This window comes from Methylobacterium tarhaniae (genome assembly GCF_001043955.1).
Lineage (GTDB): Bacteria > Pseudomonadota > Alphaproteobacteria > Rhizobiales > Beijerinckiaceae > Methylobacterium > Methylobacterium tarhaniae.
Window position 1 is genome coordinate 1 of sequence record NZ_LABZ01000091.1, and the last position, 13,805, is coordinate 13,805.

A 13,805-nucleotide genomic window follows, 5' to 3' on the forward strand; every position below is an offset into this window, starting at 1 on the left:
CCCCTCTCCCGTGTGGGAGAGGGGGCAACCCGCGCCACTCCTTTCAGCCGGCCAGGATCAATGCGCCAAAGCCTCCGCCTTGGCCCGCCCGCCGAGATACGCCGCGCGGATGTCGTCGTTCGCCCACAGATCCTGCGGCGCGCCGCTGAGCACGAGTTGCCCGGTCTCCAGCACGTAGCCGCGATCGGCGACCGAGAGGCCCATGCGGGCGTTCTGTTCGACGAGGAGCACGGTGGTGCCGCGCCGACGCACCTCGGCGATGATCGAGAACACCGCCTGCACGATCACCGGGGCGAGACCGAGCGACGGCTCGTCGAGGAGCAGGATGCGGGGCTTGGCCATCAGCCCGCGGGCGAGCGCCACCATCTGGAGCTGACCGCCCGAGAGCGTCCAGCCGAGCGCGTCGCCGAAGCGGCGGATGTCGGGGAAGAGCTCGAACATGCCCTCCGCCTCGTCGCGGATCTGGCGCGTCGAGAGCCCCTTCCGGTTCGAGGCGCCGAGCATGATGTTCTCGCGGACCGTGAGGCCCGGGAAGACCCGGCGCCCCTCCGGGACATGCGCCACGCCGCGGCGGACGATCTCCTCGGGGTTGAGGCCGAGGAGGGACTGCCCCTCGAACAGCACCTCGCCGCCGGCGGGCTTCACCAGGCCGGAGATGGTCTTGAGCGTCGTCGACTTGCCGGCGCCGTTGGAGCCGAGCAGGGTCACGACCTCGCCGGCCTCGACCGAGAACGAGATGCCGCGCACGGCCTCGATCTCGCCGTAGCGCACGGTCAGGTCGCGGATTTCCAGGAGTGCCATGTGTCGCGTCTCCTGCTTCAGGCCGTGGCGAGGTCGGTCTTGAGGCCGACATTCGGCCCCTCGGTGCTCTCCTGGCCGAGATAGGCCTCGATCACCGCCGGCTCGCGCAACACCGTGGCGGTCACCCCGTCGGCGATGCGCCGGCCGAAATTCAGCACCGTGATGTGGCTCGCCACGTCGCTCACCAGGGTCATGTCGTGGTCGATGATCAGGATGGTCAGGCCCTTGGCGGCCATCCGGCGCAGGAGCGCGGTCAGGGCGTTCTTCTCGCTGGAATTGAGGCCCGCCGCCGGCTCGTCGAGGAGGAGGAGCACCGGGTTTCCGGCCAGCGCCCGGGCGATCTCGACCAGGCGCTGGTGGCCGTAGGAAAAGGACGAGATCGGCTCGTCGGCCCGCGCCTCCAGCCCGACGAAGGCGAGGGCCGCCCTGGCCCGCGCCTCCAGCGAGGGACGATCATGGGCGACGATGCCGTTGCCCGGCCGCTCGGCCCCGATCACCACGTTCTCCAGCGCGCTCATCGAGCGGAACAGGCGGATGTTCTGGAACGTCCGCCCGAGCCCGGAGCCTGCGCGCTGGTGCGGCGCGAAGCGGGTGATGTCCTGCCCGTTGAGCCGCACCCGGCCGCCGGTCGGGGTGTAGAGGCCCGACAGCACGTTGAGGGTCGTGGTCTTGCCGGAACCGTTCGGGCCGATCAGCGCGTGGATGCCGCCGCGGGTGACCGTGAAGCTCACCTCGTCCACGGCCTTCAGGCCGCCGAAATGCTTCGACAGGCCCTCGACCTCGAGCACCGGGGCGGACGTGCCGGCCTCCTGCGTCAGCGTCAGGTCCTGGGCCCGGGGCGGGGCGGGCTTGCGCGGCCGCAGGCGCTTCACCTGGTCGCCGAGGAAGCCCCAGATGCCCTCCGGCATGAACACCACGATCAGGATGACGGCCAGCCCGTAGATCGCCAGGTACAGGCCCGGGATCTCCTTCAGGAAGCGCAGCCATTCCGGGATCAGGATCAGCAGCCCGGTGCCGATCACCGCGCCGACCGGCGAGCCGACGCCGCCCAAGAGCGCCATGGTGAGGAACACCACCGATTCGGCGAAGGAGAACTGGTCCGGGCTGATATAGGTGAAGCTGCCGGCGAACAGCCCGCCACCGAGCCCCGCGAGCAGCGCCCCGATGGCGAAGGCCATCACCTTGGTGCGGTAGATGTCGATGCCGGTGACGCCCGCGGCCAGCTCGTTGTCGCGCACGGCCCGCATGGCGCGGCCGAGCCGGGTCTTGGGCATCCGCCAGACCGCGTAGGCGACCGCCGCCAGCACGAAGACGCAGAGCGCGAGGTAGCTCTGGCCATCGGTGAACAGGCCGGGGCGCTTGATGTTGGGCACGCCGTCCGGCCCGTGGGTGACCGGGATCCAGTTGATCATGATCAGCGTCAGGATCTGCTGGAACGAGATCGTCACCATGGCGAGGTAGTGGCCGCCCAAACGGAGCGTCGAGGCCCCGAGCACCGCGCCGAGGATCAGCGCCAGCACGAGGCCGACCGGCAGGCAGAGCCAGAAGCTGATCCCGAGATCGACGGTGCCGAGGCCGACCGCGTAGGCGCCGATGCCGAAGAAGGCGGCCTGGGCGAGGTTGATCTGCCCGCACAGGCCGAGCACGACGGTGAGGCCGATGACCGCGATGGCGTAGGTCGCGGCCTGCATCAGGATGTTGAGCACGTAGCCGCTGAACGGCGTCGTGGCGGCGAGGAACACCGCGGCCGCCACCAGGCCCGCATAGGCCAGGGTGCCGATGGGGAAGCGGCGGGCGGGAGCTTCGGGGGCGGACACCGGGTCCGCCGCGACGGGGCGAGGGGAACCGGTCATGCTTTCTCCGCGATGCGTTCGCCGAAGATCCCCTGCGGGCGCAGGGCCAGGAAGGCGACGAGGACGATGAAGGCGAAGGCGTCCTTGTAGGGCACCGAGATGTAGGCGGCGCCGAAGGTCTCGATGATGCCGAGGGCGAGGCCGCCGATGATCGCGCCGGTCACGTCGCCGAAGCCGCCGATGATGGTGGCGGCGAAGGCCTTCAGCGCGATGGTGGCGCCCATCTGGATCGACACGAACAGCACCGGGGCGACCAGGATGCCGGCGATGCCGCCGAGCACCGCGCTGTAGACGAAGGTCAGCATGATCATCCCGGCGACCGGGATGCCGAGCAGTGCCGCCATCTCCTTGTCCTGCGAGGTGGCCTGCAGCTTCTTGCCGAGCAGGGTGTGCTCGAAGAACCAGTACTGGAACGCCACCAGCACCGCGGTCACGGCGATGATCAGCAGGTACTGGGTGTCGAGGAAGACCGGTCCGACCAGGAAGCCTTGCGTCTCGAAGACCGGCGGCAGCACCTGCGGCTGCGGCCCGTAGAGGGCGAGCGTGGTGTTGGCGAGGAAGATCGAGGCGCCGATGGTCGAGATGATCACCGGCAGGTAGGTGCGGTGGCGCAACGGATAATAGACGCCGAGGTTGAACAGGGCCCCGAGCAAGGCCATGCCGCCGATGGCGAGCAGGAAGGACAGCCAATACGGCCATTGCAGGTCGACGGCGAAGACCACCATCAGGAAGGCGGCGACCATCGAGAACTCGCCCTGGGCGAAGTTCACCACGTTGGTGGCGCGGAAGATCAGCACGAAGCCGAGCGCCACGAGGGCGTAGACGGCGCCGATGCCGATGCCCGTGAAGAGAAGCTGGAGGATGAGGTCCATGCGGGCCCGCCCCGATCGAAGGGAATGGGTCGTGCCGCCGCGGATGAGGCAGCGGCCGAGACGGCGTCGGGACGGCTCACCGCCGTCCCGGTCGGGTTCTTCGAAAGGTCAGGATTTGTAGAAGTCGATGCGCTTGTCGAAGACGATGTTGCCCTTGTCGTTGCGCACCACGTTGTAGCCGTGCAGGCCGTCGCCGTTCTGGTCGAAGTTGTAGGTCCCTTCCGCCCCCTCGTGGCCGCGGATGGCGAGAAGGGCCTCGCGGATCGCCTTCGGGTCGGTCTTGCCGGCGGCGTTGATGGCCTTCGCCAGCACCGTCACGGCGTCGAAGGTCCAGGAGGATTGGTTGTCGGGGGCGAGCTTCATCACCGCCCGGTAGGCCTTGCCGAAGTTGCGCGCCGCGTCGCTCGATTCCTCGGCGTAATCCGCCACCCCGTAGGTGTTGTAGAGCGAGGGGCCGGCGAGCTTGAGCGCCGTGACGTTGACGATCGAGGCCGAGCCGACCCAGGGCGCCTGCACGCCGAGCTGGCGCAGCTGGCGGGCGAAGATGCCGAGGTCGTTCTCGAAGGTGAAGTAGGAACCGATCACGTCGGCGCCGGACTGACGGATCGCCAGCACGACGGGCGTGAAGTCCTGGCTCTGGTTGGTGTAGCCCTGGTCGAGCGCCACCGTGGCGCCCGCCTTGCCCAGAGCTTCCGTCAGCGCCTTGGCGCCGCTGGTGCCGAAGGCATCGGTCGAGTGGATGATCGCCCACTTCTTCTTGTTGAGGCTGCTCACGCCGTATTCGGCGATGACGCGGGCCGAGAAGCTGTCGTTCGGGCGGAAGCGGAACAACCAGGGATTGCCGAGCTGGGTCAGTACCGGATCGGTGCCGCCGAACGCCACGGGCTTTCCGGTCTTGAGGATGTCCGGCGCCATGGCGTGGTTCTGGGTCGAGCGGATCGAGCCGAGGAAGGCCACGAGATCGGCTTGAGACGCGAGCTTCGAGAAGGCCAGCACGGCGCCCGGATTGGTGGTCTGGTCGTCCTCGGTGACGAGCTCCAGCGGCTTGCCCAGCACGCCGCCGGCCTTGTTGACGGCCTCGAGCGCGATTTTAGCGCCGTTGAGGGCGAAACGGCCGGCATCGGCACCGGGCCCGGTCACCGGGAGCACCATGCCGATCCGCACCGTGCCGCCCTGGGCGCCGGCCGGACGGATGATCGACGGCGCAACGAGGCCGGTGGCCGCGACCGTGGCCGCACTCTTCAGGAAAACGCGGCGCGTCGTCCTCATCGGCATGTTCCTCCCATGGAAATGACCGGTGCCCCGAGGCCCGGCCTTGGCCCGGATGAGACACCGGCAGCGCTGCCATGTCCATCCCTCCGGGATTAAAAATGCCCGGGCAGATCTGCGCCGGACGCCCTCGACCTGAAGCCGCGGCGCGGCCATTCTCCGGCGCGCCAGAATCAAGAAACCGGGAGGATTCCATGCAGATCTCAGCCAGCGGCCTGACCGCCTATGTGCGGGACATCTTTTCGCGCGAGGGCTGCTCTCAAGCCGAAGCCGAGCGGATCGGCCGATATCTCGTCGCCGCCAACCTGACCGGGCATGACAGCCACGGGGTGATCCGGGTGCCGCGCTACGTCGCCTGGCTGCGCGACGGCGAGGTGGAGGCCGACCGCACGCCGGAGGTGGTGAGCGACGGCCCGGCCTTCGCGCTGGTCGATGCCCATTACGGCTTCGGCCAGACCGCCGGCCCCTTCGCGACCGAGCTGGGCATCCGCAAGGCGCGTGAGAACGGCGTCGCCATCGTGGCGCTTCGTCATGCCGGCCATCTCGGCCGCATCGGCGAATGGGCCGAGCAGGCCGCGAGCGCCGGCCTCGCCTCGGTGCATTTCGTCAACGTGGCGGGAAGCCTGCTGGTCGCGCCCTTCGGCTCGGTCGACCGGCGGTTCTCGACCGCGCCCTTCGCCGCCGGCTTCCCCGTCCAGGGGGCCGAGCCGGTGATCCTCGACTTCGCCACCTCGGCGGTGGCCGAGGGCAAGGTGCTGGTCGCCTCGCAAGGAGGCAAGACGCTGCCCGGGGGCGTGCTGATCGAGCCGGACGGCCGCCTGTCGAGCGATCCGTCGACGTTGTACGGCCCCCTCGACGGCCCGGAGCGCGACAACCTCAAGGGCGCCGGTGCGATCCGGGCCTTCGGCGAGCACAAGGGCTCGGGGCTGGCCCTGATGTGCGAGCTGCTCGCCGGGGCCCTCACCGGATCCGGCACCGCCGGGCCGGGGACGCGGCGGTTCTGCAACGGGATGCTCTCGCTCTACATGACGCCGGAGGCCTTCGGCTCCGAGGACGCGATGGTGCGCGAGACCCGCGCCTATCTCGACTTCTTCAAGAGCGCGCGGCCGGTGCCCGGGGGCGAGGTGCTGCTGCCGGGCGAGCCGGAGCGGCGGACCCGGGCGCAACGCCTGGCGGATGGGGTGCCGCTGCCGGACCCGGTCTGGGAGACCCTGCTGGCGGCGGGGCGGCCGCATGGATTGGACGGGGACGCCTATCGCGGGTGAGCCGGACCCGGCTCGCCCTGCCACTCGCATCTCCATGCGGCGAGCCGGATGCCTATCGGCGGGATAGCCTCTGTGCTCGCTTCTCGCGGGTCGGATCGTCCGAGGCGCCCCCCAGGGCCGCCTCGACGACCAGGGCCTGCACAGCCGGATCGTGCTGCACCGCGAGATGGTCGGAGAGCCCCGACCCAGTGTCGCCGAGCCTCACATTCTCGGCACCGGCCATGGTCCCGTCCGCGACGCTCCCGCAGCTGTTGCGATAGAAATTGATGGCCTCGATTTCGGGCAGCCGGGCGACGACCGGCGCCATGCAGAACGGGTCGAGGCCGATGACCTTCACGCGAATCTGCCGGGAGGCCAGCTCGCCCGCCGCCTGCGCCGCGGCCTCGCTCCCCTTCGAGAAGCCGACCAGCACGACGCGCGCCGCGCGGTTCGCCAGAGCGTCGGCCACGAAAAATTCCCAATCCTCCCAGTTGCCGACCATGATCGGCCTCTCGGGCATCTGCTTCTGGAGCTTGCGGCCGATCTCGTCGATGCCCGACGACGTCATCGTGCCACCATAGCCGCGCATCAAGTAGATACGCACGGGCCTCTCAATCGGAAGAGGATTTTCGGCCCTTGCCGAAGGCAATAACAGGACAGAATGGGCAAGTGCAAGCAGCCACGAACGATAGTGACGCAAAAACCGGATCCTCAGATTAGGAATTTATACAGATCAACTCGAAATTTCGCGTCAAATACGAATCGCTTCGAATCGTGCAGAGATCGATACAACGAAAATGGCACCATCCGATGCAACCGCCCTGCGGCATTTGGCAGCCTGGACACTACGCTCGACTCGTCGGCGCCGACTCGGCGCTGATCGCGACAGCGATGCGCGAATTCCCTCGCGGTCGGGGCGCGGGCTGCCCTACAGTGCGACCGTCCGGCACGAAGACCGGATGGGAGGAGACGAGTGATGAACCGACGTGACGTCCTCGCGGGCGCCGCCGCCCTGGCGGCGACCACGGTCGCGGCGCGGGCCGACCGGCTGCCCCTCGGCGATCTGCCCGGCACCCGCTATCCCGACCCGCGGGTCGAGGCTTTGGACAAGCGCTTCCGCTACAAGGTCGGCAACGCCGCGATCGAGCGCATCGCCACCGGCTTCCGCTGGGCGGAAGGCCCGGTCTACTTCCGGGACGGCGGCTATCTCCTGTGGAGCGACATTCCCAACAACCGGATCATGCGCTGGCTCGAGAACGGCCATGTCAGCGTGTACCGGGCGAATTCCAACTACTCGAACGGCAATACCCGCGACCGGCAGGGCCGGCTCATCACCTGCGAGCACGACACCCGCCGGGTGACCCGCACCGAGCCCGACGGCCGGATCACGGTGCTGATCGACAAGTTCGACGGCAAGCCGCTCAACGCCCCGAACGACGCGGTGGTGACCTCCGACAACGCGATCTGGTTCACCGATCCGGGCTACGGCATCGACGGGTTCTACGAGGGCCACAAGGACAAGGCGGAGCTGCCGACCCGGGTCTACCGCCTCGATCCGTCGACCGGCCAGGCCAGGGTGGCGGCCGAGGGCATCGACCGGCCGAACGGGCTGGCCTTCTCACCCGACGAGAAGATCCTCTACGTCGTCGATAGCGGCCTCACCCATGGGGGACGCTCGAACATCCGCGCCTTCACCGTCGAGGGAGACAGGCTCACCGGGGACCGGGTCTTCGCGGAGGGTTTCGCGCCGGGCTTCACCGACGGGGTGAAGACCGACGTCGACGGCAATGTCTGGTGCTCGATGGGCTGGGCCGACCCGAAGGAGGACGGGGTGCGCTGCTACACGCCGTCCGGCGATCTCATCGGCAAGATCCACCTGCCGGAGACCTGCGCCAACCTGTGCTTCGGCGGGCCGAAGAAGAACCGGCTGTTCATGACCGCGAGCACGTCGGTCTACGCGGTGTATGTCGAGACGCAGGGGGCGATGGTGCCGTAGTCCAAGCTTCCGTCATCGGCACGACGCTGCCGCGCGTGAACCCTCCCCCCCTTCTGCGGGGGAGGGTGGCGAGCGAAGCGAGCCGGGAGAGGGGAACCGTTCTGGTGGGAGCCCCCTGGATCGGCGTCGCGCTGCTCCTCTCCCGCCCGGCGCACGAGTGCTTCGCACTCGCAGCCGGGCACCCTCCCCCGCAGAGGGGGGAGGGTTGGGCGTCGCGCTTCCAGAGTACAGCGCAAGTCACTCGGCTAGAAATTCACCCGGTCGCCGCCCTTCAGCGCCAGGATCTCCCGCGCGTCGTCCGGGGTCGCCACGTCGAGCCCCAGCCCCTCGATGATCTGGCGCGCCTTCAGGACCTGCTGGGCGTTCGACTCGGCCATCTGGCCGGGCCCGATCCACAGCGAATCCTCCAGCCCCACCCGGACGTTGCCGCCGAGCGCGATCGCCTGGGCGGCGATGGTCATCTGGTTGCGGCCCGCCCCCAGCACCGACCAGCGGTAATCGGCGCCGAACAGCCGGTCGGCGGTGCGCTTCATGTGCTGGACATCCTCCGGGTGCTGGCCGATGCCGCCGAGGATGCCGAACACGCTCTGGACGAAGAAGGGCGGCTTGATCACGCCACGGTCGGCAAAGTGGGCGAGTGTGTAGAGATGGCCGATATCGTAGCACTCGACCTCGAACCGGGTACCGTTCTCGGCGCAGGTGGTCAGGATGTGCTCGATATCCGCGAAGGTGTTCTTGAAGATCCGGTCGCGCGAGCCTTCCAGGTACGGCTGCTCCCAGTCGTGCTGGAAGGTCTTGAACCGCTCCAGCATCGGGTAGAGGCCGAAATTCATCGACCCCATGTTGAGCGAGGCGACCTCCGGCTTGAAATGGGCTGCGGGCCCGAGGCGCTCGTCGATGCCCATGGTCGGGGCGCCGCCGGTGGTGAGGTTCACCACGCAGTTCGAGCGCTGCTTGATGACCTTCAGGAACGGCTCGAAGGCTTCCGGGGACTGGTCGGGCTTGCCGGTCTTCGGGTCGCGGGCATGGAGGTGGACGATCGCCGCGCCCGCCTCCGCCGCGCCGATCGCGGCTTCGGCGATCTGGTCGGGGGTCACGGGCAGGTGCGGCGACATCGAGGGGGTGTGGATCGCCCCGGTGACGGCGCAGGTGATGACGACTTTTCTCTTGGCCATGACGTTTCCTCCTGAGCATCACTCGCCGCAATGGGGACCGGTTCGGCGGCGAACCTGATGCAAAAGCAAAAGTCCGATCTGACGTGCATCCTGCACGTCAGGTCAGGGTTGGGCGCGCTTGTGCGCCATGAGCGCCGCGAGGCGCGCGTCGCGCCGGCGGCTGCGCTCCGCCGGCGAAGCGGGATCGGGGCCGCCGTCCCAGGCGGCGACGATGCGGGCGGTGCTCTCGGGCGACCACACCGAGGCGGGGGCCGGATCGGCGGCGAGCCGGCCGTAGAAGCCGCCGTAGCGGGCGGCGTAATCGGCCACGCCCCCCGGCGCGTTGAGATCGATGGTGGCGAAGGGCCCGAGGAAGGACCAGCGCAGGCCCAAGCCCTCGGCCACGGTCTTGTCGAGATCGGCCGGGCTCACCACCCCCTCGGCGACGAGGCGGAAGGCTTCCGAGAGCAGGGCGCCCTGCAGGCGGTTGAGCACGAAGCCCTCGACCTCGCGGTTCACGGTCACCGGCGCCTGGCCGGCTTCCTCGTAGAGCGCGCGGGCCCGCTCCACCACCGCCGGATCGGTCCAGGGCGCACCGCAGAGTTCCACCACCGGCACGAGGTGGGGCGGGTTGACCGGGTGGCCGACGAGGCAGCGCGCGCGGCCCGCGAGTCCTTCGGTGAACAGCGAGGCGACGATGGCCGAGGTCGAGGAGGCGAGGATGGTGTCCGGCCCGCACAGGACGTCGAGCTCGGAAAACAGCGCGCGCTTGGCGTCGACGGTCTCGGGGCCGTTCTCCTGCACCAGGTCGGCCCCGGCCACCGCCTCGGCGAGGCTGGGGCAGGTTCGGATCCTGGCGAGGATGGCCGGAACGTCCGTGACGAGGCCGTGGGCCTCGAGCTGGCGCAGGGCCTCCTCGATGTGCCCGGGCGCGGCGTCGAGTGCCGCTTGGTGGATGTCGGTGAGGCGGACGGCGAACCCGGACCGGGCGAAGACCACGGCCCAGGACCGGCCGATCAGCCCGGCCCCGACGACGGCAACGTTTGGCATCGGTGACGAATCTCCCCCGGAGCGGATCATCAACAAGAACTTACAGCCACAGCACCTGCCGGCGAAGGCCGAGGTCGTCGCGCAGGGCCTGCGAGGGGCCGACATGCATCACCCGGCCGCGCTCCAGCGCCACGGTGCGGTCGGAGAGGGCCAGCGCGAGGTCGAGATTGTGGTCGACGATGACGATCGAGACCTCCCGGCGAAGGGCGTCGAAAGTCTCGAACAGGCTCTCGACCACCGCCGGGGCCAGGCCCTCGAACGGCTCGTCGAGGAGCAGCACCCGCACGTCGCCGGACAGGGCGCGGGCCACCGCCACCATCTGCTGCTCGCCGCCCGACAGGTAGTCGGCCGGGGTGCGCCAGCGCTCGCGCAGGCGCGGGAAATAGGACAGCACCCGCTCCTCGTCCCAGTGCACGCCGTTGCCGGTGCGGCGCTTGAGCCGGCCGAGCTCCAGGTTCTCGGCGACGCTCATCCCGGCGAAAAGGCCGCGCCCCTGCGGCACGTAGCCGATGCCGGCCCGGGCGATCGCCGCCGCCGAGCGGCCGTCGAGGGTCTCGGTCCCGAGCCGGATGTGGCCGGCGGCATGAGGGCTGAGGCCGGTGATGGTCTTGAGGCAGGTCGACTTGCCGGCGCCGTTGCGGCCGAGAAGCGCCACGATCTCGTGGGCATGCACGTCGAAGGTGACGCCCGACAGGATGTGGCTCTTGCCGTAGAAGGTATCGACGCCCTGAAGCGAGAGCAGGACCTGCGGCTCGGCGGCGCTCGGGCGGGGACGCGCCGCCATCGCGGCGGTGCCGGAGCCGATATAGACCTCCTGCACCTTGGGGCTGGTGCGGGCATCCTCCACGCTGCCGTCGACCAGTACCGTGCCCTCGTTCATCACCGTGACGGCGTCGGCGATCTGGAACACCCGGTCGATGTCGTGCTCGACCATCAGCACCGGCACCTCGGTCGAGACCCGCTTGATGATGTCGCCGATGCGGGTGCGCTCGGCCGCCGCCAGACCCGCCAGCGGCTCGTCGAGGAGCAGCACCCGGGGCTTCGTCGCCAGCGCCACCCCCATGTCGAGCAGGCGCTGGCCGCCATAGGAGAGCGAGCCGGCCTCCGCCCGCTCGAGCCCGGCGAGGCCGAGCCAGCGCAGGATCTCGGCGGTCTCGGCCGCGGCCTCCCGGTCGGCGCGGGCGTCGCGCCAGGGATTGAACCGGCCGGGGCGCCGCCCCTGCACCGCGAGGCGGATGTTGTCCTCGACGGTCAGTGCCGGGAACAGGTTGGTGATCTGGAACGAGCGGCCGATGCCGGCCTCGCAGATCCGCTCCGGCGCGAAGCCGGCGATCGAGGTCGGGCCAAGGGTCACGGTGCCGGAATCGGGTTTGTACATCCCGGAGATCAGGTTGAAGGCCGTGGTCTTGCCGGCGCCGTTGGGGCCGATCAGGGCGTGCAGCGTCCGGTCGCGCACCGCGATGGTGACGCCGTCCACCGCCTTCAGCCCGCCGAAGCGCTTGGCGATGCCGCGGGCTGCCAGGATGACGCCGTCGATCACGCCGTCGGGGCGCAGGAAGGGCGGCAGGTTCTCGGGGACGCCGGCCCGGCGGCCCGCCATGGCGGCGTCCTCGGTCGCGGGCGGACGCACCATCCGGTAGAGCCGCCGGCCGATGCCGACGAGCCCGTCGGGCGAGAACAGGATGAAGCCGACGAAGAGGAGACCGAACCAGAACAGCCAGTTGGCGGTCCAGATCGACAGCATCTCGCGGAACAGGATGAAGAACAGGGCCCCGATCGCCGGCCCGGCGAAGCCCCGCATGCCGCCGATCACCACCATGGCGAGCAACTCGCCGGAGAAGGCGGAGCCCAAAGGCTCGGCCGAGGCGAAGCGGTGGGTGAAGACGCTTAAAGTGCCTGCCAGCCCCGTCACGGTGGCCGAGACCGTGAAGGCCAGGAGCTTGTAGCGGTTGGTCGGGTAGCCGAGGAAGCGCGCCCGCTGCTCGTTCTCGCGGATCGCCTCCAGCACCGTGCCGACGGGCGAGCGGCGGAAGCGCGCGAGCCCGACGACGACCGCGAAGCCAATGACGGCCACGAGCCCGTACCAGGTCCAGGCCGCGTCGAGGTCGAGCCCGAGGAAACGCGTCCGCTCGACGCCGCCATAGCCGCTCTCGCCGCCGGTGAGCGCGGTCCAGCGGAAGGCGATCGTGAAGGACAGGGCCGAGAGAGCCAGCGTCAGCAGCGAGAAGTAGACGCCGCGCCGCCGCAGGATCAGCAGGCCGAGGAGCAGGGCCGCCACGGCCACGACGGCGAGGGCGAACAGGGTCGGCGGCAGCAGGGTGCCGGGGAAGAAGGTCCGCTGGCCGATCGCCGCCGCGTAGGCGCCGAGCCCGAAGAAGGCGCCGTGGCCGAAGGAGACGAGGCCCGTCTGCCCGACCAGGATGTTGAGCCCCATGCAGGCCACCGCGAACACCACCACGTCGGTGGCCGAGGTGAGGGTGAGCCCCAAGGCCTGGAGGCCGAAGGGCAGGGCCACGAGGGCCGCCGCCAGGAGCGGCAGGATGAATCTCTCGCTGCGGTCGGTCATGGTCGTCACTCGAACCGCAGGATGCGCTCGCCGAGGAGGCCGCGGGGCCGGACGAGCAGGATGATCGCCATCAGGGCGTAGATCGCGGCCTCGGCGAAGCCGGGATAGACCAGCACCATCAGGCCCCGGACGATGCCGACGATGAGGGCGGCCAGCACCACGCCCCAGAACGAGCCGAGGCCGCCGATCACCACCACCACGAAGGCGCCGGTGAGCACTTCCGCGCCCATGGCCGGATGCACGCCGGAGATCGGCGCCAGCATCACCCCGGCCAGAGCCGCGAGGCCGACGCTCACGCCCACCACGGTCGCCATGTAGGGTTTCAGCGAGATGCCGAGGGCCGCGACCATGTCGGGATTCTGGACCCCGGCCCGGACCACCCGCCCGAAGGTGGTGCGCTGGAGCAGGACCCAGACGCAGGCCACCGCCACGACCACCGCCGCCAGGATGGTGAGCCGGTAGCGCGACAGCACGAAGTCGCCGACGAAGATCTGCCCGCGCAGGGCCTGCGGGATCGCGTAGGGCAGGGGCGGAGCCCCGAAGATCATCCGCAGGCCCTGCTCGGCCACCATGGCGAGGCCGAAGGTGAGGAGCAGCGAGAGGATCGGGTCGGCGCGGTAGAAGCGCCGGAAGAGGAACCGCTCGACCAGAAGGCCGATCGCCGCGACGAGGACCGGCGCGGCGACGATCGAGCCGCCGAAGCCGAGGACAGGCGAGAGCTGAATCGTCAGGTAGGCGCCGATCGCGTAGAACGCGCCGTGGGCCAGGTTGACGATGCCCCCCAAGCTGAAGATCAGCGACAGGCCGAGTGCGATCAGGAGGTAGATCGCGCCCAGGAACAGGCCGTTGACGACCTGCTCGACGGCGAGGGTGAGGAGGAGCACGGGGTTAGTTCCTGTGAAATGACACCATGGTCATTGGCGTGCTGGTGCGTTTCAGGTTGAGGCGCCCAATCCACTCCCCCCTCTGCGGGGGAGGGTGGCCCCTGCGTCAGCAGGGG

11 protein-coding genes are annotated in these 13,805 nt (G+C 69.6%); 2 read left to right on the top strand and 9 right to left on the bottom strand.

Annotated features, from left to right (window positions below; translation table 11 throughout):
- Window positions 1–57: 57 nt before the first annotated feature.
- From VQ03_RS13735 to VQ03_RS13750, 4 genes are all read right to left on the bottom strand, one after another.
- The gene (locus tag VQ03_RS13735; protein ID WP_048451451.1) at window positions 58–801 is read right to left on the bottom strand and encodes an ABC transporter ATP-binding protein; all 744 of its coding nucleotides are present in this window, start codon (window positions 799–801) and stop codon (window positions 58–60) included.
- Window positions 802–818: 17 nt separating this feature from the next.
- Entirely contained in the window at window positions 819–2,654 is a 1,836-nt protein-coding gene (locus tag VQ03_RS13740; RefSeq protein WP_048451452.1) for a branched-chain amino acid ABC transporter ATP-binding protein/permease, read from the bottom strand.
- Complete coding sequence (locus tag VQ03_RS13745; RefSeq protein WP_048451453.1) at window positions 2,651–3,526, bottom strand: branched-chain amino acid ABC transporter permease; 876 nt, start codon at window positions 3,524–3,526, stop codon at window positions 2,651–2,653. Before VQ03_RS13745 ends, VQ03_RS13740 begins: the two co-directional genes overlap by 4 nt.
- Before the next feature lie 108 nt (window positions 3,527–3,634).
- Entirely contained in the window at window positions 3,635–4,795 is a 1,161-nt protein-coding gene (locus VQ03_RS13750) for an ABC transporter substrate-binding protein (RefSeq protein ID WP_048451454.1), read from the bottom strand.
- Between the two features lie 194 nt (window positions 4,796–4,989).
- Here VQ03_RS13750 and VQ03_RS13755 point away from each other — a divergent pair, with 194 nt between their 5' ends.
- Complete coding sequence (locus tag VQ03_RS13755) at window positions 4,990–6,060, top strand: malate/lactate/ureidoglycolate dehydrogenase (RefSeq protein WP_048451455.1); 1,071 nt, start codon at window positions 4,990–4,992, stop codon at window positions 6,058–6,060.
- 52 nt (window positions 6,061–6,112) lie between these two features.
- Here VQ03_RS13755 and VQ03_RS13760 read toward each other — a convergent pair whose 3' ends face one another.
- A complete protein-coding gene (locus tag VQ03_RS13760; RefSeq protein WP_157064103.1) occupies window positions 6,113–6,739 on the bottom strand; it encodes a hypothetical protein in 627 nt (208 codons plus the stop codon).
- Window positions 6,740–7,015: 276 nt separating this feature from the next.
- Between VQ03_RS13760 and VQ03_RS13765 the strand changes: the two genes are divergently transcribed.
- Window positions 7,016–8,035, top strand: coding sequence for an SMP-30/gluconolactonase/LRE family protein (locus VQ03_RS13765; protein WP_083467986.1), 1,020 nt, complete (start codon window positions 7,016–7,018; stop codon window positions 8,033–8,035).
- Between the two features lie 245 nt (window positions 8,036–8,280).
- On the opposite strand, the gene kce is transcribed toward VQ03_RS13765, so the two are convergent.
- From kce to VQ03_RS13785, 4 genes are all read right to left on the bottom strand, one after another.
- On the bottom strand, window positions 8,281–9,210 hold the full coding sequence (gene kce, locus VQ03_RS13770; protein ID WP_048451457.1) for a 3,5-dioxohexanoate:acetyl-CoA acetone transferase: 930 nt from the start codon (window positions 9,208–9,210) through the stop codon (window positions 8,281–8,283).
- Window positions 9,211–9,312: 102 nt separating this feature from the next.
- Window positions 9,313–10,239, bottom strand: coding sequence for a 3-hydroxyacyl-CoA dehydrogenase (locus VQ03_RS13775; protein ID WP_048451458.1), 927 nt, complete (start codon window positions 10,237–10,239; stop codon window positions 9,313–9,315).
- Window positions 10,240–10,279: 40 nt separating this feature from the next.
- On the bottom strand, window positions 10,280–12,805 hold the full coding sequence (locus tag VQ03_RS13780) for a branched-chain amino acid ABC transporter ATP-binding protein/permease (RefSeq protein WP_048451461.1): 2,526 nt from the start codon (window positions 12,803–12,805) through the stop codon (window positions 10,280–10,282).
- Between the two features lie 5 nt (window positions 12,806–12,810).
- On the bottom strand, window positions 12,811–13,689 hold the full coding sequence (locus VQ03_RS13785) for a branched-chain amino acid ABC transporter permease (RefSeq protein WP_048451459.1): 879 nt from the start codon (window positions 13,687–13,689) through the stop codon (window positions 12,811–12,813).
- Window positions 13,690–13,805 lie beyond the last annotated feature (116 nt).

Excerpts from the sequence above, each read along its gene's own strand:
- VQ03_RS13735 (WP_048451451.1), bottom strand. The coding sequence starts at position 801 with ATGGCACTCCTGGAAATCCGCGACCTGACCGTGCGCTACGGCGAGATC.
- VQ03_RS13740 (WP_048451452.1), bottom strand. The coding sequence starts at position 2,654 with ATGACCGGTTCCCCTCGCCCCGTCGCGGCGGACCCGGTGTCCGCCCCC.
- VQ03_RS13745 (WP_048451453.1), bottom strand. The coding sequence starts at position 3,526 with ATGGACCTCATCCTCCAGCTTCTCTTCACGGGCATCGGCATCGGCGCC.
- VQ03_RS13750 (WP_048451454.1), bottom strand. The coding sequence starts at position 4,795 with ATGAGGACGACGCGCCGCGTTTTCCTGAAGAGTGCGGCCACGGTCGCG.
- VQ03_RS13755 (WP_048451455.1), top strand. The coding sequence starts at position 4,990 with ATGCAGATCTCAGCCAGCGGCCTGACCGCCTATGTGCGGGACATCTTT.
- VQ03_RS13765 (WP_083467986.1), top strand. The coding sequence starts at position 7,016 with ATGAACCGACGTGACGTCCTCGCGGGCGCCGCCGCCCTGGCGGCGACC.
- kce (WP_048451457.1), bottom strand. The coding sequence starts at position 9,210 with ATGGCCAAGAGAAAAGTCGTCATCACCTGCGCCGTCACCGGGGCGATC.
- VQ03_RS13775 (WP_048451458.1), bottom strand. The coding sequence starts at position 10,239 with ATGCCAAACGTTGCCGTCGTCGGGGCCGGGCTGATCGGCCGGTCCTGG.
- VQ03_RS13780 (WP_048451461.1), bottom strand. The coding sequence starts at position 12,805 with ATGACCGACCGCAGCGAGAGATTCATCCTGCCGCTCCTGGCGGCGGCC.